General features: G+C 62.8%; 24 protein-coding genes. 11 read left to right on the top strand and 13 right to left on the bottom strand.

The features are described 5' to 3' along the window. The first annotated feature begins 112 nt into the window (after positions 1–112). From metX to OOJ09_RS25410, 4 genes are all read left to right on the top strand, one after another. Positions 113–1,282 carry a homoserine O-acetyltransferase MetX gene (gene metX, locus OOJ09_RS25395; protein WP_269907822.1) on the top strand — a complete coding sequence of 390 codons (1,170 nt, stop codon included), beginning with the start codon at positions 113–115 and terminating at the stop codon, positions 1,280–1,282. Then, positions 1,279–1,893 (top strand): methionine biosynthesis protein MetW, encoded by a 615-nt coding sequence (metW, locus tag OOJ09_RS25400; RefSeq protein WP_269907823.1) that lies wholly within the window; start codon positions 1,279–1,281, stop codon positions 1,891–1,893. The genes metX and metW overlap by 4 nt, the downstream gene beginning before the upstream one ends. Then, positions 1,839–2,672, top strand: coding sequence for a Stf0 family sulfotransferase (locus OOJ09_RS25405; RefSeq protein ID WP_269907824.1), 834 nt, complete (start codon positions 1,839–1,841; stop codon positions 2,670–2,672). Before metW ends, OOJ09_RS25405 begins: the two co-directional genes overlap by 55 nt. 166 nt (positions 2,673–2,838) lie before the next feature. After that, positions 2,839–3,831, top strand: a complete 993-nt coding sequence (locus OOJ09_RS25410) for a glycosyltransferase (RefSeq protein WP_269907825.1) — start codon at positions 2,839–2,841, stop codon at positions 3,829–3,831. A gap of 62 nt (positions 3,832–3,893) precedes the next feature. Here OOJ09_RS25410 and OOJ09_RS25415 read toward each other — a convergent pair whose 3' ends face one another. Further along, positions 3,894–4,214, bottom strand: a complete 321-nt coding sequence (locus OOJ09_RS25415; RefSeq protein ID WP_269907826.1) for a DUF1330 domain-containing protein — start codon at positions 4,212–4,214, stop codon at positions 3,894–3,896. Between the two features lie 366 nt (positions 4,215–4,580). Between OOJ09_RS25415 and OOJ09_RS25420 the strand changes: the two genes are divergently transcribed. Continuing rightward, positions 4,581–5,495 carry a glycosyltransferase family 2 protein gene (locus OOJ09_RS25420; RefSeq protein ID WP_269907827.1) on the top strand — a complete coding sequence of 305 codons (915 nt, stop codon included), beginning with the start codon at positions 4,581–4,583 and terminating at the stop codon, positions 5,493–5,495. Positions 5,496–5,582: 87 nt separating this feature from the next. On the opposite strand, the gene OOJ09_RS25425 is transcribed toward OOJ09_RS25420, so the two are convergent. The 3 genes from OOJ09_RS25425 to OOJ09_RS25435 all read right to left on the bottom strand — a co-directional run bounded on the left by OOJ09_RS25425 (position 5,583) and on the right by OOJ09_RS25435 (position 9,212). Next, on the bottom strand, positions 5,583–6,386 hold the full coding sequence (locus OOJ09_RS25425; protein WP_269907828.1) for a DUF1194 domain-containing protein: 804 nt from the start codon (positions 6,384–6,386) through the stop codon (positions 5,583–5,585). Positions 6,387–6,471: 85 nt separating this feature from the next. Further along, positions 6,472–8,295, bottom strand: a complete 1,824-nt coding sequence (locus OOJ09_RS25430; RefSeq protein ID WP_269907829.1) for an ABC transporter ATP-binding protein/permease — start codon at positions 8,293–8,295, stop codon at positions 6,472–6,474. A gap of 128 nt (positions 8,296–8,423) precedes the next feature. Then, positions 8,424–9,212 (bottom strand): class I SAM-dependent methyltransferase, encoded by a 789-nt coding sequence (locus tag OOJ09_RS25435; protein WP_269907830.1) that lies wholly within the window; start codon positions 9,210–9,212, stop codon positions 8,424–8,426. Positions 9,213–9,437: 225 nt separating this feature from the next. Here OOJ09_RS25435 and gloB point away from each other — a divergent pair, with 225 nt between their 5' ends. Next, positions 9,438–10,205, top strand: coding sequence for a hydroxyacylglutathione hydrolase (gene gloB / locus OOJ09_RS25440; protein ID WP_269907831.1), 768 nt, complete (start codon positions 9,438–9,440; stop codon positions 10,203–10,205). 21 nt (positions 10,206–10,226) lie between these two features. Continuing rightward, a complete protein-coding gene (locus OOJ09_RS25445) occupies positions 10,227–10,667 on the top strand; it encodes a cupin domain-containing protein (protein WP_269907832.1) in 441 nt (146 codons plus the stop codon). Here OOJ09_RS25445 and OOJ09_RS25450 read toward each other — a convergent pair. Genes OOJ09_RS25450 through OOJ09_RS25460 form a run of 3 tightly spaced genes read right to left on the bottom strand, consistent with a single transcriptional unit; the run spans position 10,642 to position 13,060 of the window. Next, the gene (locus tag OOJ09_RS25450; protein WP_269907833.1) at positions 10,642–11,316 is read right to left on the bottom strand and encodes a lysoplasmalogenase family protein; all 675 of its coding nucleotides are present in this window, start codon (positions 11,314–11,316) and stop codon (positions 10,642–10,644) included. The genes OOJ09_RS25445 and OOJ09_RS25450 overlap by 26 nt on opposite strands. After that, positions 11,313–12,227 carry a DMT family transporter gene (locus tag OOJ09_RS25455; protein WP_269907834.1) on the bottom strand — a complete coding sequence of 305 codons (915 nt, stop codon included), beginning with the start codon at positions 12,225–12,227 and terminating at the stop codon, positions 11,313–11,315. Before OOJ09_RS25455 ends, OOJ09_RS25450 begins: the two co-directional genes overlap by 4 nt. 44 nt (positions 12,228–12,271) lie before the next feature. Beyond that, positions 12,272–13,060, bottom strand: a complete 789-nt coding sequence (locus OOJ09_RS25460; protein WP_269907835.1) for a DUF3108 domain-containing protein — start codon at positions 13,058–13,060, stop codon at positions 12,272–12,274. 257 nt (positions 13,061–13,317) lie between these two features. Here OOJ09_RS25460 and rpmB point away from each other — a divergent pair, with 257 nt between their 5' ends. The 3 genes from rpmB (at position 13,318) to OOJ09_RS25475 (ending at position 15,162) form a co-directional block, all read left to right on the top strand. Next, entirely contained in the window at positions 13,318–13,614 is a 297-nt protein-coding gene (rpmB, locus tag OOJ09_RS25465) for a 50S ribosomal protein L28 (protein ID WP_091585249.1), read from the top strand. A 158-nt stretch (positions 13,615–13,772) separates the two neighbouring features. Continuing rightward, positions 13,773–14,459 (top strand): queuosine precursor transporter, encoded by a 687-nt coding sequence (locus OOJ09_RS25470; protein WP_269907836.1) that lies wholly within the window; start codon positions 13,773–13,775, stop codon positions 14,457–14,459. Between the two features lie 22 nt (positions 14,460–14,481). Continuing rightward, on the top strand, positions 14,482–15,162 hold the full coding sequence (locus tag OOJ09_RS25475) for a spermidine synthase (RefSeq protein WP_269907837.1): 681 nt from the start codon (positions 14,482–14,484) through the stop codon (positions 15,160–15,162). Positions 15,163–15,203: 41 nt separating this feature from the next. Here the strand turns inward: OOJ09_RS25475 and OOJ09_RS25480 are convergent, their stop codons facing one another. The 6 genes from OOJ09_RS25480 to OOJ09_RS25505 form a co-directional block, all read right to left on the bottom strand. Then, positions 15,204–15,689 (bottom strand): SRPBCC family protein, encoded by a 486-nt coding sequence (locus tag OOJ09_RS25480; RefSeq protein ID WP_269907838.1) that lies wholly within the window; start codon positions 15,687–15,689, stop codon positions 15,204–15,206. Next, the gene (locus OOJ09_RS25485; protein ID WP_269907839.1) at positions 15,686–16,054 is read right to left on the bottom strand and encodes an ArsR/SmtB family transcription factor; all 369 of its coding nucleotides are present in this window, start codon (positions 16,052–16,054) and stop codon (positions 15,686–15,688) included. The genes OOJ09_RS25480 and OOJ09_RS25485 overlap by 4 nt, the downstream gene beginning before the upstream one ends. 247 nt (positions 16,055–16,301) lie before the next feature. Further along, positions 16,302–17,318, bottom strand: coding sequence for an esterase-like activity of phytase family protein (locus tag OOJ09_RS25490; RefSeq protein WP_269907840.1), 1,017 nt, complete (start codon positions 17,316–17,318; stop codon positions 16,302–16,304). Between the two features lie 187 nt (positions 17,319–17,505). Next, positions 17,506–19,404, bottom strand: a complete 1,899-nt coding sequence (gene cobT, locus OOJ09_RS25495; protein ID WP_269907841.1) for a cobaltochelatase subunit CobT — start codon at positions 19,402–19,404, stop codon at positions 17,506–17,508. A 61-nt stretch (positions 19,405–19,465) separates the two neighbouring features. Beyond that, entirely contained in the window at positions 19,466–20,452 is a 987-nt protein-coding gene (cobS, locus tag OOJ09_RS25500) for a cobaltochelatase subunit CobS (RefSeq protein WP_091584803.1), read from the bottom strand. A gap of 123 nt (positions 20,453–20,575) precedes the next feature. Then, positions 20,576–21,205 (bottom strand): J domain-containing protein, encoded by a 630-nt coding sequence (locus OOJ09_RS25505; protein WP_091584801.1) that lies wholly within the window; start codon positions 21,203–21,205, stop codon positions 20,576–20,578. 180 nt (positions 21,206–21,385) lie between these two features. Here OOJ09_RS25505 and OOJ09_RS25510 point away from each other — a divergent pair, with 180 nt between their 5' ends. After that, a complete protein-coding gene (locus tag OOJ09_RS25510; RefSeq protein ID WP_269907842.1) occupies positions 21,386–21,688 on the top strand; it encodes a BolA family protein in 303 nt (100 codons plus the stop codon). Positions 21,689–21,703 lie beyond the last annotated feature (15 nt).

Raw genomic sequence — 21,703 nt, forward strand, 5'->3', positions numbered from 1 at the left:
TGCGAAGGCATTGCCGGTTTTTTATTGTCCGCGACCGGGCGGATGAGCGCATCGGCCCGAAAATCGGCAGCGATTTTTCGAAAAGCACGATGCGGAATGGTAGAGAGATGTGATGGCCGCTCTGCGCGCTGGAAAGACCAACAACGAGGCCGACCAACCGTCGAGCCCGGTGTTGCGTTTTGGATCTGACAAGCCGCTCAAGCTCGACGCCGGCACGCTGCTGTCGCCGTTCCAGATCGCCTACCAGACCTATGGCACGCTCAATGACGCCCGTTCCAATGCCATCCTCGTCTGCCACGCGCTGACCGGCGACCAGCACGTCGCCAACACCAATCCGGTGACCGGCAAGCCGGGCTGGTGGGAAGTGCTGATCGGCCCGGGCAAGATCATCGACACCAACCGCTTCTTCGTCATCTGCTCAAACGTCATCGGCGGCTGCCTGGGCTCCACCGGCCCGGCCTCGACCAATCCCGCCACCGGCAAGCCCTATGGGCTCGACCTGCCGATCATCACCATCCGCGACATGGTGCGCGCGCAGCAGATGCTGATTGACCATTTCGGCATCGAAAAGCTGTTTTGCGTGCTCGGCGGCTCGATGGGCGGCATGCAGGTGCTGCAATGGGCATCGAGCTATCCGGAACGCGTCTTCTCGGCACTGCCGATCGCCACCGGCGCCCGCCATTCCTCGCAGAACATCGCCTTCCATGAGGTTGGCCGGCAAGCCGTGATGGCCGATCCGGACTGGCATGGCGGCAAATATTTTGAGTACGGCAAACGCCCGGAAAAGGGGCTGGCGGTGGCGCGCATGGCCGCCCACATCACCTATCTGTCGGAAGCCGCCCTGCACCGGAAATTCGGCCGCAATCTGCAGGATCGCGAAGCGCTCACCTTCGGCTTCGATGCCGACTTCCAGATCGAAAGCTATCTGCGCCACCAGGGCATGACCTTCGTCGATCGCTTCGACGCCAATTCCTATCTCTACATGACGCGGTCGATGGACTATTTCGACCTCGCCGCCGACCATGGCGGCCGACTGGCCGATGCTTTTGCCGGCACCAAAACCCGCTTCTGCCTGGTGTCCTTCACCTCGGACTGGCTGTTTCCGACGGAGGAGAGCCGCTCGATCGTGCACGCGCTCAATGCCGCCGGCGCATCGGTGTCATTCGTCGAGATCGAGACCGACCGTGGCCACGACGCCTTCCTGCTCGACGAGCCGGAGTTGTTTGCCGCCATCAACGGCTTCATCGGTTCTGCGGCACGGGCGAGAGGGCTCGCATCATGAGTGTCAACCGCGACCAGCGTGTCGACCTCGAGGTCGTCGCCAACCTCATCCCGCCACAGTCCCGCGTGCTCGACGTCGGTTCGGGCGACGGCTCGCTGCTCGAACTGCTGCAGGACACCAAGCAGGTCGACGGCCGTGGACTCGAACTGTCGCAGCGCGGCGTCAACGAATGCGTGGCGCGCGGCCTCTCGGTCATCCAGGGCGATGCCGACAAGGATCTCCAATTCTATCCCGACAAGGGTTTTGACTTCGTCGTGCTGTCGCAGACGCTGCAGGCCACCCGCAACCCGAAGCTGGTGCTCGACGAACTGCTCAGGATCGGCAACCGGGCGATCGTGTCCTTTCCCAATTTCGGCCATTGGCGGGTGCGCCTGTCGCTGTTCCTCAACGGCCGCATGCCGGTGACCAAGGACCTACCCTACTCCTGGTACGACACGCCCAACATCCATTTCTGCACCATCCGCGACTTCGTCAACCTGTGCGACGAGCTTGGCGCGACGGTGGAAAAGGCAACCGCGCTCGACGCCAACGGCCAGAAGATCGGGCTGTCGATGCCGTGGTGGTTCTGGAATTTCTTCGGCCAGCAGGCGGTGTTTTTGCTGAGACGGTAGCTTTGTTCGCCATGCACCTATTTCGCAAACGCCCTTTGCCAGTTGAAATTCCGCCAGACATCCTGGTTGGGATAAAAGCCGGAATTTTGATCTGCACGTCACCGCGTAGCGGCAGCAACCATCTCGCTGGATTGATGGCAGCCGCCGGACTTGGCAACCCTCTGGAATGGTTCGGCGGCCGCCGGGTTCTCGAATTGCCGGACTATCCTCGCGATCCCCGTGCCCAGGTCCTGCGTGCATTGAAGGATGGGCGATCCACATCCGGAGTTTACGCAGTCAAACTGTTTGCCAGCCAGTTTTCCCAGGTAGCCAAGACTGTGGATCTCCCTGCCAGCCTTCCAAGATTGCGCTATGTCCGTCTGACTCGCCGCGATCTGCTTGGTCAGGCGATTTCGTGGACGCGCGCTCGTCAAACTGGTCGATTCCGCTCAACCGAGACCAGTCGGCAGGCGCCACGCTACGACGGTGCGGCGATCGCGGAGTCGCTTGAAAAAATCGCGCTGGAAAATCTGGCCTGGGATGTCTGGCTCGCAAGGAACGGATTGCCCTTCCTGTCATTGACATACGAGGAAATCTTGGAGGCCCCACGGGCGAACCTCGAGAAAATCGCATATCTGGCTGATACCAAGATCGCCTTTGAGCCTGCGTCTGTCCCCAACTCTGGTCTCGAAATTCAACGAGACACCGTCAGTGCGGAATGGAGGGAGCGTTTCTTGTCGCAGTACTCCGACACCTCAAGATTTCTGGCCAGCAATCGTCGTATTCGGCTTTTTCGATAAAAAATCCGCGATCGGGTTCCGGTTTGATCGTAAAGACAATCCGCCAGAGTATATCTGATCAACGAGCGCCATGCGAAAACGGTGCCGCCTGATCGGCAGGGGTTGCCTTTACATTGGGTTGTGGGAACTATAGTCACCCAGGCACTGATAACTGGTCGGTGTAGAGATGGCTGAAGAACGCACGACATATTCACTCGTCGTGGAAATGGAGAACGCCAGGTCCATCGATTGGGCCGAGGTCGGCGTTGGACTGAAGGCCTTGGCGCGTGAAATTGCCGTCGTTTCTTCGAACGGCTTGGCAAGACCCAAGGTTGTCATTGCTCACGGCGGCAGAGACACGGATGCGAACGCTCTTCTTGACGACATCACAGCGCAAGCGCCGCAATTGGAACAGGTTGCCGACCTGATCTTTGCCGCTTGCCCGGGGGGACGATATTATGACCTCAAGAATAATGGAGTCCTGAGGACAGATGGAGATGTAGTTGTCTTCACCGATTCGGATACGGTTCCGGAGCAGGGGTGGCTCTCGGCTCTCCTTGGACCTTTTGAGGACCCGGAGATTATCTGCGTAAACGGATACACATATCTTTTGTACGACGATTTCTTTTCAAGAACGTTTGCCTTGATTTGGTTTTTCCCGATGGCGCGAGGAGACAGGCGATTTGCTTCGAAGCGGGCACTCAACGCCAACAATATAGCCTTTCGACGTCTCTGGATTACAAACAACCCTTTTCCGAAGCACAATGGCTTCAAGGTTTCCTGCACTTTGCTGATGCGTAAACTGCAACGCGAAGGTCATGAAATTCGCAACGTTAACGCACGCGTCTACCATTACGCGCCGCGCGGCTGGAAATTCTTTTACTGGCGTGCGCTGGTAACCGGCCGCGATGCCGATCGGAAATTTGTCGAGCTTGGTTCACCCAGCCGCATGCAACGGGTGGCCAAATCATTCAGCCGCTGGTTCACCATGTCCTGGCGTACAACACGACGTATAGTGGGCCATGCCCGCGAGACAGGGATGCCCCTTTGGCAAATTCCGTTCTCCCTTGTGGTCGGTCAGGTATTTTATGGCTTGGCGTTTTGGGGTCAGTTCAGTTTCGCAACCGGTATTGTCCGGGACGAAATCGAACTCGTGCCGGACTATGTCGGACACAGCTAAATGCTTGGTGGCGGTCCTTTGAATTGCGCCTGCCAATGTTGAATTGATCCAGGAGCAACCGACTACTCGAGGACATCCGTGGCCTTGTGTGGATGTCCAACGCCGGTAACGAAGATCACGTCGGATTCCGAATTCTTGGTCCGCAGGCCCAGGATCGCCTGGTAGGCGGGCGATTCGTACCATGCGCGCACATGGTGTCTGTCCGGGAATTCGATGACGATCAGATGTCCCGGCCAGCTGTTTTCGACGACCTCGAACTCGCCGCCATGGACGACGAAACGACCGCAGAAGGGCTCCAGCGTGGCATCGATCTTCTCAAGATATTCGACGATCCACGGTCCTGGCGTGACGTGGCGCATATGAGCAACGGCATAGGCGGTCATGACTGCACTCCCTCTGCATCGAGGCCGATCAGCAGGCCTCGCAAGGGCAATGTGCCGAAACGCCGATCGCAAGGCGATTACGCCCGAGGTAATGGAATGCATGCGGTCGGAGCGACCTCCCCGCAGGTGATTCGCACCCCCTTTTCGGCAAAGCTGTTGCAATTGGAACGCTAGGGGCGGGAATTCGTCATCTCACGCGGGGTTGGGCACCGGCGCGGCGAGTGACACGTGCAGCTGTTTTATATAGCGTCGCGGCGAATACGATTGAGGTGTGGCGGAGGGGGAAGTCCGATCCATTCGACCGTTGTGAAAATCGAAAAGTCCTGGATTGACGCGCATACTTGCGCGGGAAACCGCTGACGCGGCATGGTCGGAATCACCGAGCCGCTCATCACGGTCATAACGCCAACGCACAACCGGCGCGAAACAGTGCTGCGCGCGGTGGAAAGCGTGCTTTCCCAGAGCATGCCGAGACTTGAGCATATTGTCGTCGACGATGGCTCGACCGATGGAACCGAGGCCTCGCTCGCGCGCATTCGCGACCCGCGGCTGATCTATGTCGGCGCGAAATGGCGAGGCGCCAACGCCGCCAGGAATGCCGGCATCGAGCGGGCGCGGGCGCCTGTGGTGACATTCCTCGATTCCGACGATGTCTACCTGCCGCACCGGCTCGAACGGACCCTGAGCTGGTTTGAAGACAATCCGGCGCTTCAGGTCCTGATCAGCTCGTTTGTCTCCCTGAAGAGCAATCGCGCCACAAACTGCGTCAACCGAGAAGTGTTCCTGAGCCCGACCATGCTGGAACGGGCGCTGGTCGCGCAGACGATCTTCATTGCCGGTTCAGCGATAACGGCCCGCCGCGAAGCCTTGCTGGGCATTGGCGGCTACGACAGCGACATCACCCGGATGCAGGATCGGGAATTGCTGCTGCGTCTTGCCCGGCGCTTCGGCGCGCAATTGTCCGGGGACATGGACTGGACGAAATACAATTCGGAGAATTCGATTTCGGGCCGCCGCGACGGCTATGTCGAAGCCTATGCGAACCTGATGGGCAAACACCCGCATATTGCGCGCTCCTACCCGCACATTCCGCCCTACATGATCTCGCGGCAGATCATTGCCGATATCCTCAGAGGCCGGATACCGGAGGCGATTGCGGGTTACATGGCCAACCGCTCGTCGACAGCGCTCGGCTACTCGCTGCCGGAACTGATGCACGGCTATGTCCGTGGCCGGCGCTGGCGCCGTGATCTTAAAAAGCTTGGTGCCCGTCCGGCCTGATATATCCCGAAAGCATGCCCTCGGACCTGATCCGGGGGTGGGCAGCGGCCTTGGGACAGCGAGATGCCAAGCAGGTCCGGCGCAAGCTCATCGATCGAGTTCCGGAAAAAACGGATCGGAATAGAACCGTCTGTCCCGTTCGCCTTGCAGGCAGTCGATGGGAGCCGCGGCATCGACGGGAACGACCCTGCCCCTCTCCTGAACGCCGCTGACCTCGAGGATCAATTTGCGCCGGATGGCCGTGGAAAACTCGGCGGCCGCGTGGATCGGCAGCACAAAGGAACCGGGCCCTCCGGTCACGCACTGGGCATAATATTGATCGAGATGGCTGAAGGTGGGCGACGGGCTGATCAGGATCGGCAGGCCGTTGACGACGATGCCTTTGGCGATGGCGGCATCGCGTGTCGTGGTGACCGGCGGCCCGATATTGTTCGGGCCATCGCCGGAAATATCGATGACGCTGCGTTCGCCCCGGAAGACAATGCCATCGAAAAGCCTGGCGCCGAAGGCAAGCGCACCGGAAATCGAGGTGCCGCGAAAGCTGCGGAACGGGCGAGCCGCGACCTTGTCGGCAAAGCTGTTGGCGCTTTCGGCGCTGTCGATGATTTGCCAGCCGATGACCGCGTCATCGCGCACCGTGCCGGCCCATTCGAAATAGGCGAGCGCGATACGGCCCGTGTTGCCGGCGCGGACCGCCTTGATGAAATCGGGATGCCGCAGCGCCTCGACATAGCCGGCGCGCTGCAGGGCGAATTCCCTTTCGTCCATCGACAGCGAGATATCGACAGCCAGCACCAGCTCGACGTCCACGGCCAGCGCATCGGGCGGCGAGGCGACAGGGGCTGCCTGGGCGCAGGCAAGACAGGCAAGCAGGCGGAGAGCATCAAGCATGGCCGGCGCCGAGGTTGTTTCTGCGGGGAAGCTTCCCTCGCGATCACGGCGAAATAAAGCTCTGCACCGTGGCCCGGACGCCGGCCTACTTCTTGCGACGCGCGGCGATCGGCGGCGGTTCGATCGCGCCCGCCCTGATACGGGCAGGTTTCAGGGCCGGTGCAGCGGCATCCTTCATGATGGTCAACGCGCGTGGGAAGAACTGAATGTTGTGCTGGCCACGTCCGATGTTGAGGATCGCGGCTCCGGGCAAGCGCTTCTCCAGCATCGACAGCACCCGCCGCAACGAGGGTCCGTCGAACGCGTCCATGGCTTCATCGATGATCACCCATTTCGGCTGTCGCAAGGCGAGCCTGGCGAAGGCCAGCGAGCGCTGTTCGTCATCGCCCAGTTCGTGCTCCCAGCGCGCGGAGCGGTCGAGCGAGGACGCCAGGCGCCCGAGCCCGACCTCGGCAAGCACCTCTGAAATCTGGGCATCACTCGCCGGCGCGGGTCCGTTCGAGTGATCGAGGATCTCGCGCAGCGTACCGGCCGGGAAATACGGGACGCGCGGCACGAATATGAGGGTTTCTCCCGCCGGCAGGCCGATCCGTCCGCGTCCCCATGGCCACAGTCCGGCGATGGCGCGGAAGAACAGCGTCTTGCCGGCGCCCGGGTCGCCGGTGATCATGACGCGCTCGCCGGCGCGGATTTCGACATGCTGGTCGGCGAGCCTGGTGCACCCCTCCGGCGAGGCCACTTCTAGCTTCTCGAAGGTCAGGCTGCCGCCAGGGTTCTCAACGAACTCGATACGTTTTTCCGTGTCGTGCAGCACATCGGTCTCATCGAGCGCGATGCGGAAATCGGCAACGCGCATCAGTGTGGCGCGCCAATCGGCGATGCTGCCGATGTTGTTGATGAACCAGCGCAAGGAAGAATGAACCTGATTGAAGGCGCCGACCGCCATCATCAGCCCGCCAAAACTGATGTCACCTGCAAAATAGACCGGCGAGGCGACCAGGATCGGTGCCACGACCGTGATCCAGCCATAGGTATCGGTGACCCAGGACAGGTTGATCTGGGCGGTGTAGATGCGCCGCATGGCGCCGAGCACCGTGCCGAGGTCGAGTTCGAGCCGCCGCCTGGCGTCGGGCTCGCCATGGTACAAGGCAATGGCATCGACATTCTCGTTGACGCGCACCATCGAGGAGCGCAGCTCCGCTTCCCGCGCGTAGCGGTCGCTGTTGAGGCGGATCAGCGTCCGGCCGACCAGCCAGCTCAGCCACGAGGCGGTGCCGGCATAGAGGATAGCGGCCCAGACCATGTAGCCAGGGATCGCCAGGGAGGTCCCGCCAATGTGGAACACGAAGCCCGAAGACAGTTCCCACAACACGCCGACGAAGGACACCAGCAGGATGAAGGACTGCAGCAGGCCGACGCCGAGATCCGTTGACAGGTCGGACAGATGCGCGGCGTCCTGCTGCATGCGCTGGTCGGGATTGACGCCGATGGCGCCGGCATTGGCCAGCCGGAAGGCGCGCGCCGGCCGCGTCCACTGGTCGATCAGGTCGAGCGTCAGCGCCTCGCGTAGCTTCAGCCTGATCATCTGGTTGAGCCAGGTCTGGCCTATATTGAGCACCAGAAGGCCGCCGGCTATGGCGGCGAAGACGAGAAGCTGGTTCAGGAAGGCCGCCATGTCGCGGCGTGCAAGCGCATCGTAGAAAGGCTGGTTCCAGCGGTTGAGCAGAACCTGGCCGATCGACGTTGCGATGATGACGGCCACGATGCCAACCGACGTCCAGAGCAACCACTTGCGAACCGGCGATCCCATCAGCGCCTGCTTGATCGTCGCCACCTGATCCCGAAGGGTGCTGGCCTCGACCGCCGCAACCGGCCGGGCGAAAGCGTCGTTGTCCGGTTGATCAGCCATAGCCAAGGTCCTTGCGTTCAGAAGCGGTGCTGAAACCGGATGGAGAGACTTGACGGCATTGGTCTTTCAACGGGCCGCGCATGACACATAGGTCGGGAAAAGCCCCGCGTCGCGAGTTTTCATCATGATCACGAAGGTGTCACCTGGCGAACCGGCGAGATTGCCCTATCGGCCTCCGCCCGGCGGCCGAGCCGCGTGGCGCCGTGCGGCGACAGCACCGGCACGAAGACGCGGCGAGACGTCCGCTGAGCGACCGGCACGCCCTGATAGAGCCGTTTCTGCGCCTCGACGACGATGACGCCGGAAAAGATCGGCCACAGCCGCCGACCGACGCGTTCCAGCACATTGTGAAAGCGCATCATGAAGCGCCGCCGCGATGGCGGGAAGAACAGCGCATCGGACCAGGCCGCGGGCGTGAAATTCGCCTCGCGCAGCAATTCGGTGAGCTGTCCGCGCGAAAAAGGCCGGCCATTGCCGAACGGCGTGTGCTCGAAGCGCGCCCAGACGCCGCGCCGGTTGGGCACGACGATGACGACGCGCCCCGCCGGCGACAGCACGCGCCAGATCTCGTTCAGCGTTTCGCGCGGGTTTTCGACATGTTCGAGTGAGTGGACGAGCAGCATGCGATCGATGCAGGAATCGACCAGCGGCAGTTCCTCGTCGAAGACCAGTGCCGTCGCGGTCGGCCCCGTCGCCGGCCACACCACGGCGCCCTGCGTCGCCGGCATGAAGGCAAAGACCCGCTCGGCGTCGGTGCCGAAGCGCTCCAGCCAGGGCAGCGTGTAGCCGAGGCCAACCAGCCGCTCATTGGGCACAACAGCCCATATCGATGACAGCGCCATGGTGATCGAGCGCTCGGCGAAGCGGCCGAGCGTTGTCGAATAGAAGGAGCGGAGATCGACGATGTCGGAATGCATGCGAGGGATGTAGCCGTGATATCATCGGGTTTCAACAAAGGCCTTGATGAGCCCGACTTTCCGGGATGTCATTCGACATGCCGGGATGACATTCGTCACCCTGGGGACGACGTTCGTCCCCCCCCTTGGGGATGACATCCGTCACCCCGGGGTGGCATTGGTCACCCTTGGGATGACATCCGCGTGCCGGGGCCCTATGTGTGCGGCGACAATGGAGAGACGAGGATGCCGGTCGAAATCGAACAATTCATGTGCCGCAGCGACAATTTCGGCGTGCTGGTGCATGACCCCAAAAGCGGCCAGACGGCGATCATCGATGCGCCCGAGGAGGCGCCGATCCTGGCAGCGATCAAGCGCACCGGCTGGACGCCGACGATGATCCTGACCACGCATCATCACATGGATCACGTCGAGGCGAATCTGGCGCTGAAGGAGCGCTTCAAGCTGCGCATCGTCGGCCCGGAGGCGGAAAAGGCCAGGATCCCCGGCATCGACGAAACCGTCGAAGAGGGTTCCGTCGTCCATCTCGGTGACGAGAGGATCGAGGTGATCGCCACGCCCGGCCACACCGCCGGCCATGTCTCCTATTACTTGCCGGCATCGAAAGTGGCATTCACCGCCGACACGCTGTTTGCGCTGGGTTGCGGGCGTCTGTTCGAATGCAAGCCGCCGGTGATGCATGAATCGTTGAAGAAGCTTGCAGCGCTTCCCGCCGCGACGGTCATCTATTGCGGTCATGAGTATACGCTCGCCAACGCCCGTTTCGCAGTGACCGTCGACCCGACCAATTCGGCGCTGAAGGAGAGGGTTGCCAGGATCGAGGCGCTGCGCGCCGACGACAAGCCGACCCTGCCGACGACGATCGGCGAGGAGCTGTCGACCAATCCCTTCCTGCGCTGGCATGACCCTGCGATCCGCAAGCATCTGGGCATGGAAAAAGCGAGCGATGCCGAGGTGTTCGCCGAGATCCGCAAGCGCAAGGACAATTTCTGAGACCGGTGGTATCGTCCAACCATGACGAGCTCCGCGGAAATCATCGCCATCCTCGGTTTGAAGCCACATCCGGAAGGTGGCTGGTACGCGGAGACCTTTCGCGATCACGCCGGCAGCGCGCGGGGCCATTCGACGGCGATCTACTTCCTGCTGGAACAAGACCAGTTGTCAGCCTGGCACCGGGTCAAGGACGCAGCGGAAGTCTGGCATTTCCATGCCGGCGCCCCACTGGCGCTGTCGATGTGGGAGGAAGGCAGCGCCATGATTGAGCAGGTGCTTGGCGTCGGGCTGGCAGCGGGCGAGCGGCCGCAGATCGTCGTGCCGGCCGGTTGGTGGCAATCGGCGCGCAGCCTCGGCGAGTGGACGCTGGTCGGCTGCACCGTCGCGCCGGGCTTTGATTTTGCCGCCTTCGAACTGGCCGAGCCAGGCTGGAGTCCTACCTTAGCAGGAAACCCAGGGTGATCCCCAGCTGAGCGGCGTAGTAGAGCGCCCAGACGGCAAAGCGCATCCAGACGCGATGCGACGAGATGGCGGCCACCAGGAATTTTTCGGTGGCGAGCAGCCCGTCGGATGCCATGAACAGCACGGCGCCGCCGATCAGCCACACATTGCTTGTCGTCAGGGCAGACATGCCCATTGCCAGGATCGCCGCGACATAGACGGCGATCGGGACACGCAGGTCGGGACCGACGCGACGCCAGAGCGCCGCCAGCATGACGATTGCAAACACGGCCATCGCCAGCGCGATCGCCGCGCGCCACGATTCGGCACCAAGCAATCCCAACCCGCCGCCGCTGCGCAGGAACAGCACCACATAGACGATGTGCGCGACGAGAAAACTGGCCAGCCCGCCGAGAAAGGCCTTTTCGCCATCGCGCGACAGGAAGGCGTCGCCAACGGCGCTGAGCGCAAGAGCGGCGACCAGCAGAAGCGGGCCGCCCTGCAGTGCCGCCAGCACGGCAAGCATCGCCACGGCGAGCGTCTTTGCCGCCGAGCGGGCAAGCGTCGGCGCCATGCCAAGCGTGAAGGCGTAGATCACAGCCGCCACCAGCGAGAAGATCAGCGTCGCATTGGCGTTGGCGTCGATGCCGCCGGCAAATGGCAGCGTCATGCCCCGGCTCCGCGTTCGGATGCCCCGGCTCCGCTTGCGGATGCTGCCGGCTTGCGCGGGAACAGCGATTTTGCCGCAAGGGCCGCCCCGCCGGTGATGAGCACGCAGGCGGCCAGGATGCGCGGCGACGGCTCGGCGACGCCGGCCGCGATCAGCACCAGCGTCGACAGTAGCGGCGCCGCATAGCTTGCCGCCCCGAGCACCTGGATGTTGCCGCGCTTGACCCCGATGTCCCAGGCATAGAAAGCCGCCCCCACGGGCATCAGGCCAAGCCCGAGCACAGCCAGCCACTGGCCGACACCGTCAGGCAGCACGGTTTGTTCCAGCGCCAGGTGGCAGGCGAGCGACAGCACCGCGGTGGCCGCGCAGAACCAGGTGACGATGCTGGTCGGCACCGATGGGAAGCGCCGCGACAGAAGCGAATAGGACGACCACAGCAACGCGCAGACGGCGGCCATCGCATAGCCGAAGGCATAGCGGGCGTCGAATGCGAGACCGCCGCCCTTGGTGACGATCAGCACGGTGCCGGCGAGGCCGAGAAGCGCGCCGACGACATGGTTCCAGGCCAGCCGTTCGCCCGGCATCAGCGCCGAACCAAGCACGATCAGCAGCGGCCACAGATAGGCAATCAGGCTCGCCTCCACCGCCGGCGCATTGCGCAGCGCGGTGAAGTAGAAGAAGTGGTAGCCGAACAGGCCGGCAATGCCGATCAGCCAGACTTGCGGCGGTATCTTCTGGCTCTTGTCGGAAGCTGGCATGAACAGCCGCGCGACCAGCCCGACCCCGGTGCCGATCGAGAAGGTGATCGCCGACAGCAGGAACGGCGGCACCCTGCCGGATGCATCCGTAAGCAGCGCCAGCAGTGCCCACATGGCGACCGCCGAAAAGCCGATCAGTGTTGCGCGCCCCATTCTGTCTCCAGTGGCGCGCCATTCCGGTCCAGTGGCGCGCCTGGCTATTGTATTGCTTCGAAACGCCCGGCGCTGATGGTCAAGGTACCGATCTGCGTTCCGACCGTGGCGTGGATCGGCGCATATACTCCGGTTTGGCCGAGCGGCGCAAACGTCACCATCATGCGGCTGCGGTTCTTCAGATAGTTCAGCGCCTTGCGGCCCTTGCGATAGCCCGCCACCGGCTCAAAGCCCATCCGGCAGGTGACGGTGTCGCCCTTGTAGCCTGGCACCGAGATCGCCCCTTTCGAATCGTAGGTCAGCGTCAGATCGGCGCGCATCTCGCCATCATAGAACTTCACCGTGCGGCCGCAGACCTGGTCGAGGCTGTCGGCATGGACAACGGTAGCCGCCATCGGATCGAGCACCGACGCGAGGTCACTGGCGCCGAGCGGCACCCAGTTGTTGGGATCGCGCTTGCCCGGCGCCGGGATGACCTGCGTCGAGGTGACCGCGCCATTGGTAAAGCGGATATCGACCACCGATGCCTTCTTGCCGGAGGTGTAGTCGGCACGGAACGCCTGCGGCACCATCTTCTTGCCCGAAATGGTGCCTTTGGACGAGATCGTACCGCGCGTGTCGTCGAACAGCTTGGCCAGACCCGCGGCGCTGACGCTGCCTTCGATCGCGTAAGCGCCGTTCTCATAGTGGCTGGAGAACGTCGATCTCGCGATCGAAAGACCAAAAAACGACACCGTGTACTCGCCCTTGAAGGACTGGGGCGAGGCAGCGAAGCCAGGCGAAGGCAGCGCGACAGCGATCGCGATGGCGAGGGCATGTGACGAACGAAGCATGGCGGGATCGTATCCTTGATTTTCGACCGGAGGTGGGCAACTCCGGTCTGGCATGTCCCTATGGGACGGCTTATAGGAAGAAATCCGGCCTTAATATGAAATGCCGGGCGCTTCCGTGGGCAAGCCGGAGCTTGACGCACCGGCGAAATGCAACTATGGAACGCCAACTTTTTCCATAAGGCCGCCTGACCAGAACCGCGCGCCACCCGGCGTGGGCACAAAGGTTTGGCAAGCCCCGAGAACTGAAGGTTAGAACAATGTCCCGCACCTGCGAACTCACTGCCAAGGCAGTCATGTCCGGCAACAATGTGAGCCACGCCAACAACAAGACCAAGCGTCGCTTCCTGCCGAACCTCGTCAATGTGACGCTGATTTCGGAAGCGCTGAACCAGAATGTGCGCCTGCGCATTTCGGCCAACGCGCTGCGTTCGGTCGAACATCGCGGCGGTCTCGATGCTTTCCTGGCCAAGGCCGACGTCAAGGAATTGTCGCAGCGCGCGCGCCTGCTGAAGAAGCAGATCGCCAAGAAGCTGGCTGATCAGCCCGCTGCCTGATATCGCTTAAGGCGGGGGACGACCGCCCTGGCCAACCTCTTGTTGGCCTTGAGCATCGGATAGAAACCGCAAGGTCTAAAATCCGGTGCTCAAATACGAAGCGAGCATCGCCCGGATGGGCATGATGCTCCGCTGGTTCCATTACCCAGGATAAAAAAATGAATTCCTTCTCGCGATATTTGCCATTCGTGGCGGCCATGGCGCTTGTCGTCGTGGCGTCGAACATTCTCGTGCAGTTCCCGATGCAGGGACAGATCGGCGGCCTTTCGCTGGCCGACCTGTTGACCTGGGGCGCCTTCACCTATCCCTTCTCCTTCCTGGTCACCGACCTCGCCAACCGCCGCTATGGGCCTGCCGTGGCGCGCCGGATCGTGTTTGTCGGCTTCATGACGGCGGTGGTCTGCTCGATCCTTGTCCCGCCCTTCCTGTTCCGCCACGGCCTGATCGAATTCGAAACCGCCGCCGACCGGCTGGTGCGCATCGCGGCGGCGTCCGGCGCGGCGTTCCTCAGCGCGCAATTGCTCGACGTGACCGTGTTCAACCGGCTGCGCCGGCAGAGCTGGTGGCGCGCGCCGATCGTCGGCACGCTGGTCGGTTCGGTATTCGACACCGCCGTGTTCTTCACCGTCGCGTTATCGGCCGCTTTCGCCTTCGCTGGCCCGAACGACGGTTTCGCGCTCGAAACCGCACCGCTGATGGGCGTCTTCCATGTCGATTCGATGCGTTGGGTTTCGTGGGCGCTTGGCGACCTCACTGTGAAGCTGATCATCGCCGTGGTGGCGCTTATCCCCTACCGGCTGCTGGCCACCCGTTGGAGCCAGCCGGCGCTGGCCGCACAGCCATGATTCAGAAAAGGGGAATCAGGCAGTGATCCCCTGGGTCCAGCTGGATTGCGCGAAGACGCCCGACGGCAGGCAGGAACTTCGCCTCAAGCGGCGCGGTTCCGAATTCTCGATCATGCTGGGCACCAACGAGCTGATGAACAGCCGCCTCAGCGGCTCCGAGGAAGCGCTGGCAAAACTCTCCTGCCGGAAGATTGCCAGCCATCGGCAACCGAGAATCCTCATCGGCGGGCTTGGCATGGGATTCACGCTGCGCGCGGCACTCGCCGAGCTGGGCGGCGATGCCCAGATTGTTGTCGCCGAGTTGGTGCCAGCCGTCGTCGCCTGGGCACGCGGCCCGATGGCCGAAATGTTTGGCGGCTGTCTCGACGATCCGCGCGTCACCGTCGAGGAGACCGATGTCGGGCAGCTGATACGGTCGCAGGCGTCGGGTTATGACGCCATCCTGCTCGATGTCGACAACGGCCCGGAAGGCATCGTCCACAAGTCCAATGACGCGCTTTACAGCCTGCAGGGCCTGGCTGCCGCACGCACCGCCCTCAAGCCGGGCGGCGTGCTGGCCGTGTGGTCTCAAGGGTCGGACAGTGGCTTCGCGCGGCGGCTGAAGCAGGCGGGGTTCGCGGTCGAGGAGGTCAACACGCGCGCCAACGGCAAGCGTGGCGCGCGTCATGTCATCTGGATCGCCACCAACGGCTCCCGGCCCTGACGGGAAGCCGGCAGCGGACCGGCCGCAGGCGGTGTTCAGGTCTAATTCGACTTCCGAAGTTCCGCGGCGAGGGCCTCCAACAGCCCGCGCGTCCCCTCTTCCCGCCCCTTCGCGGAATCGACACCGTCGAAAAACGCACCCTGCTCGGTGTAGGTCAGCCGCGTGCCGTTGCCCGAAGGCGTCAGCTCGACGGTGGTGAGCGATGCCGACATTGGCTGCGGCCCGATTGCCATCCGGTAGGAAAACACGATGCGCTGGCCGGGAACGATGTCCTGGAACTGCGCGTCGAGCCTGACCTCCGGTCCGCCGGCATAGCTGAAGCGCGACACCTCGCCACCGCCGACGCGAAAATCGAAGCTGAATTCGGCGATCGCAAAGCCATCGCCTTCGACCCGCCAGCGCCGCACCGTCGCCTTGTCGGCGAAGGCATGGAAGACGCGTTCGGGGGATTGCGGATAGGTCCGCTCGATGGTGAAGGTGGAGTGGATGACGGAAGGCTCGTCTTTCACGGGGGCGATCTGGTTCATGTCTGTTCGTCCTTTTCCTGATCTTGAACTTTCGGGGGCGATTGATCCGGCTCGGCCAGAATCTGGCCGAGCCGGTCGAGGTGCCGTTCCGCCGGTATGCGGCGTTCCGTGATCCAGTCGGCGAGCGGAGCGAGCCCGCCCGGCTCGATCCGGCAGGTGCGCACCCGCCCGATCTTTTCGCTGCGGATCAGCCCGCAGGCCTCCAGCGTTTGCAGATGCTGCAGCACGGCGGCGAACGTCATGCCGAACGGCTCCGCCAACTGGCTGACGGTGGCCGGTCCGCGGCTCAACCTTTCCAGGATCTGCCGGCGTGTCGGCTCGACAAGGGCGCGAAGGATGCTGTCGATCTTGGAATGGTTAAGCATGGACTTGAGTATTGATCCTTCAGCGCCAATTGTCAAGTCGACACTAAAGTATTTTGGCGCGTGAATCGGGTGATGAACGGTCGACCCCCACTCCGTCGAGCTGCGTTCGCCAAATCAGACCCCCTTCCTCTCCCTCCAGAGGGGGAGAGGGGCGCTGCGAAGCAGCGACGGAGTGGGGGGAAGGCGTCGGTCAAATCGAACCCGCCGTTAAAAGCCCTCAACTTCAGGTTCGCAGCTGGAGCGCCACTCAATCCTGATGCAGAATAAATTCCAGATAGAGGTTGCGCTGCAGGATCGAGTGGTTGTCGTCGGAAACCAGCGACACCATCAGCGCGCCGTCGTCGCGGGTCCAGACGTCTAGCCCTTCCATATTGTCGATCTGGTATCCCATGTCGGCTTCCAGCAGCACCGGCCCGTCGGCGACGGCACCCTTCTCGACGCTCTCGCCATGGATGCGCCGCAGCCGCATCTTGACGCCGGAAGCCATCGAAAAGCTGCGCTCCAGGAGCAGCAGATCGCCGTCCGGCAGGAAGGCGCCATCGGTGATGTCGAAATCGCCGTTGCGCTTGACGGTGAAGACGCCCTTGTGTGGCCCTTCGATGATGGCGGCATAGATGTTGCCGGACTTGTCCAGGCTCTTCTCCGACACCACCACCAGCCCGCCCTGATGCTGGCCGCTGGCACTGGCATGGGTGACGGTCTCGAAGCCGCGATTCTGGCGCAGCTCCCGTGCCGGCACCAGGAAATCCAGCTGCTTGAACGGCGCCTTCATATCCGCGGGGTCGATCTTGAACTGGGCGACGCGGTGATTGCGCTCGAAGCCGACGGTGGCGATGCCGTCCTTGACCGCGAGGCCTTCTGCGTCGACTTCCCATTTCTTGTCGATCGGCTGGCCTGATCCGTCGACCATCTGCTGCATATGGAAATTCCGGATGCCGACCGGTCGCCTGTCGGCGTCGCGGACCACCGTACCGAAGAACCAGAAGCCGGTGTCGGCCACTCCGACGAAATCGCCGCCGGCTTTCAGAAAGCGGAGCGCCGACAGCGCACCGAAGTCGCGCGACGGCGAGGTCATCTCCAGCCCGCCGACGAATTCGAGCGGTCCGAACTGCCTGTCGGCACGGCCAATCTGGAATTCGGTGATCGGGCGAGCCGAGATTTCGATCGGTTCGACCGCGGCCGGACCGGCCGAACCGCCAGGCGCCATCGCCAAAAGCGTGACGAGGCTCAAGGCGAAAAAGCGTAGGCTGGCGCCGCCCCTCATCCGGCTGCCGCCACCTTCTCCCCGTGAAGAACGGGGAGAAGACCGCTGGCCTCGGCACTATCTTTGAAACGCTGACAGATAGCGAAATCGAGGATGAAATCGCCCCTCTCCCCGTTCTTCACGGGGAGAGGGTGCCAGCAGGCAGGTGAGGGGCGGCGCGGCGATCCAGTCTTCTGAAAAACCGCCGTCACGAGGCGCGCCGCATGCCGCCGCGCCGCGTGTCGCGCGCGCTTTCCTCGGCGAACAGCGAAGCCAGTTGCTCGGTCATGGCGCCGGCCAGTTCCTCGGCATCGACGATGGTGACAGCGCGCCTGTAATAGCGCGTGACGTCATGGCCGATGCCGATGGCCAGCAATTCGACCGGCGAGCGCGTCTCGATCAGCTCGATGACGGCGCGCAGATGGCGCTCGAGATAATTGCCCGGATTGACCGACAGCGTCGAATCGTCGACCGGCGCGCCGTCCGAGATCATCATCAGGATCTTGCGCTGTTCCGGCCGGGCGATCAGCCGACTGTGCGCCCACAGCAGTGCCTCGCCGTCGATGTTTTCCTTGAGCAGGCCCTCGCGCATCATCAGGCCGAGGTTGCGCCGTGCCCGCCGCCACGGATGGTCGGCCGACTTGTAGATGATGTGGCGCAGGTCGTTGAGGCGCCCGGGATTCGGCGGCTTGCCGTCCTTCAACCATTTCTCGCGCGCCTGCCCGCCCTTCCAGGCCCGGGTGGTGAAGCCGAGGATCTCGACCGAGACGCCGCAGCGCTCCAGCGTGCGCGCCAGGATGTCGGCGCAGGTGGCCGCGACCGTGATCGGCCGGCCACGCATCGAGCCGGAATTGTCGAGCACCAGCGTCACCACCGTGTCGCGGAACTTGGTGTCGCGCTCCTGCTTGAAGGAGAGCGGCTGCATCGGGTCAATGACGACGCGCACCAGCCGTGCCGGGTCGAGATAGCCTTCTTCCAGGTCGAAATCCCAGGACCGGTTCTGTTGCGCCATCAGCCGGCGCTGCAGCCGGTTGGCCAGCCGCCCGACGACGCCGGACAGATTGGCAAGCTGCTTGTCGAGGAAGGCGCGCAGCCGGTCGAGCTCTTCTTCTTCGCACAGCTCCTCGGCGCCGACCGTCTCGTCGAAGGCGGATGTGAAGACCTTGTAGTCGATTTCCTTCGGCAGATTGGCGAAGGGATTGTCGTTGCGGCGTGCCTCGCCGGGCGTCTCGGCATCCGCATCGTCATCGTCGGACAGATCGTCGGCGGTGGCGTCGGACGCCTCCGTCTCGGCAGACTGCTCGTCATCGGCCGAAGCCTCGGCATCCTCGGACTGCGACTGCTCGGAGCCGGAATCCTCCTCGCCGCCTTCCTCGCTTTGCTCCTCGCCTTGCGGCTGGTTGTCGTCATTGTCGTCGGAGTCTTCCGTCTCCTGGTCGTCGCCGAGTTCCTCGGCCATTTCCATGGAAGCGAGCATCTCGCGCACGACGCGGGCGAAGGCCTGCTGGTCGTCGAGCTTGGCTGAAAGTCCGTCGAGGTCGGCCTTGGCCTTTTCCTCGACCCAGGGGCGCCAGAGCTCGACCAGCCGCTCGCCGCTCTTCGGGATCGGGCGGCCTGTCAGCTTCTCGCGCACCATCAGCGCCAGCGCTTCCTCGATCGGCGCGTCGGCCTTGTCCTTGACGTCGACCAGATTGGCCTTGGCGTATTTGTCCTCCAGCATCGAGCCGATATTGTCGGCCACACCCTGCATGGCGCGGCTGCCGATCGCCTCGACGCGGGCCTGTTCTACCGCGTCATAGATGGCGCGGGCCTGCTTGCCTTCCGGCGCCAGCTTGGTGTGGATGCGCACATCGTGGCAGGCGCGTTTCAGCGCCATGGAATCGCCGAGACCGCGGGTGATGGCGATGTCGGTCTTCGACGCCTTCTTTGGCAGTTCCGGCAAGCGGGCGCGGCTGCCGGCGAGTGCGGGCCTGTCCTTGGCGAAGCCGACTTCCAGCTCCTTGTCGCCAGCGATGGCGCGCATGCAGACGGTGACGGCGCGCTTGAAGCTGTCGGCTTCAGAACCCGTCTTCGACTTGTTGCGCGTGTTGTCGCCCGGACCCGCCATCGATTATTCCCTGGAGCAGGATGTTGCCGGACAAGTCATATGACCTTCCGGCATCGCGCTCTTAGCCCAGCACGACGTTGGCGGCACTCTCCGGCAGATCCTCGCCGAAGGCACGCTGGTAGAACTCGGCCACCACCGAGCGCTCGAGCTCGTCGCACTTGTTGAGGAAGGTCAGCCGGAACGCCATGCCGATATTGCCGAAGATCTCGGCATTCTCGGCCCAGGTGATGACCGTACGCGGGCTCATCACCGTCGACAAATCGCCATTGATGAAGGCCGAGCGCGTCATGTCGGCGACGCGCACCATCTTGTTGACGATGTCCTTGCCCTTGCCGTCGCGATAGTGCTTGGCCTTGGCCAGCACGATGGCGACTTCATTGTCGTGCGGCAGATAGTTCAGCGTGGTGACGATCGACCAGCGGTCCATCTGCGCCTGGTTGATCTGCTGGGTGCCGTGATAGAGGCCGGTGGTGTCGCCCAACCCGACCGTGTTGGCGGTCGAGAACAGCCGGAAGGCCGGATGCGGGCGGATGACCCGGCTCTGGTCGAGCAGCGTCAGCCGGCCCGACGATTCCAGCACGCGCTGGATGACGAACATCACGTCGGGGCGACCGGCGTCATACTCGTCGAAGCACAGCGCGACATTGTGCTGATAGGCCCAGGGCAGGATGCCGTCGCGGAATTCGGTGATCTGCAAGCCGTCCTTGACGACGATCGCGTCCTTGCCGACGAGATCGATGCGGCTGACATGGCTGTCGAGGTTGACGCGCACGCAAGGCCAGTTGAGACGGGCGGCGACCTGTTCGATATGGGTCGACTTGCCGGTGCCGTGATAGCCCGACACCATGACGCGGCGGTTGTAGGCAAAGCCCGCCAGGATCGCCATGGTCGTGTTCTTGTCGAACAGATAGTCCGGATCGATGTCGGGCACATGTTCGCTGGTCGCCGAATAGGCCGGCACCACCATCTTGGACTCGAAACCGAATTTTTCCTTCACCGACACCGTCGTGTCGGGCAGGTTGGCGATGTCGCGATCGACCTTGTTCATATCTCTCAACGTCTCCACGGGCGAAAAGCCTGATTTCGCCGGCAATCGATTTTGTTCGGGGGCGGTCTTAGAGCCTTTTCCAATCTTATGAAAGTTGGAAAAATGCCCCGACCGAAAGGTCGCTCAGCACAGGCCCGCCTGTTTGAGCACGCGATAGGCCTGCAGCACATCGCGGAACCGGTCTTCCGAACCTCTGTCGCCGCCATTCGCATCCGGATGGTGACGCTTCACCAGTTCCTTATAGCGCGCCTTGATCTCCTTGCCAGTCGCCTTTGTATCAAGGCCAAGCGTTTCCAGCGCCTTGGCCTCAAGCGGCTTGGCCTTGCGCTCGCGCGCCTCGCGCGGATCCTTCGGCCCCTTGAACAGGTCGAAGGGGTCGCGCATGCGATTGTAGTAGCCGGCGCGGCCGGAACGCATCTGGGCCATATCGGGCGACGAACGCGTCGAGGCGCCGTTGACGCCCATTTTCCAGGTCGGCCGGTGGCCGGTCATCGCTTCCTTCTGGAAGCGCGCGACCTCGGTGTCCGGCACGCCGGAGAAATAATTGAAGCCCTTGTTGTACTCGCGCACATGGTCGAAGCAGAAGCGGAAATACTCGCCCTCCTTCATGCGCCCGACCGGCGCGCGATGGGTGCCCGCCTCCTTGCAGCCGTCCCACTGGCAGATCGGCGAATGCGACTTCAGCTCCGCATCCTTCTCCGGGCGGATGCGAATCTTCTCGAAATATTTGGGGTACGGCTTCATTTCACCCATTTATGGGGCGTTCGCAGATGCGAAACAAGAATTGACATTTTCGCGATGATCGCCCTAACCGCTGAATCGCGGCATAAAGCGGGCGAATGGCGGATTTTGTTGCGTGGCAACGGCCTTGCCAAGACCGATTCCGGTTTTATGGGCTGCTGCGCCAGCCATATGTGGTGAAGGGAGACGGCGATGTCCATACAGGCGACCATGGAGGACAAGCTCAACAAGGCATTTTCGCCGGACCGGCTGGTCATCATCAACGAAAGCCATCTCCACGCCGGCCATCACCATTCCGGCTCCGACCATCACGGCACCTATGACGGCACCGGCGAGACGCATTTTCGCGTCCGCGTCGTCGCTTCCGCCTTTGCCGGCATGAGCCGCATCGACCGTCACCGCGCCGTCAACGAGTTGCTTGCCGACGAACTGAAGGCCGGCGTGCATGCGTTGGCGATCGAACCGGCGGCTCCCGGCGAAAAGACCCGCTGGTAGGCCAGGTCGCCCCTC

The sequence above is a fragment of the Mesorhizobium qingshengii genome (genome assembly GCF_027563465.1).
Taxonomy (GTDB): domain Bacteria; phylum Pseudomonadota; class Alphaproteobacteria; order Rhizobiales; family Rhizobiaceae; genus Mesorhizobium; species Mesorhizobium qingshengii_A.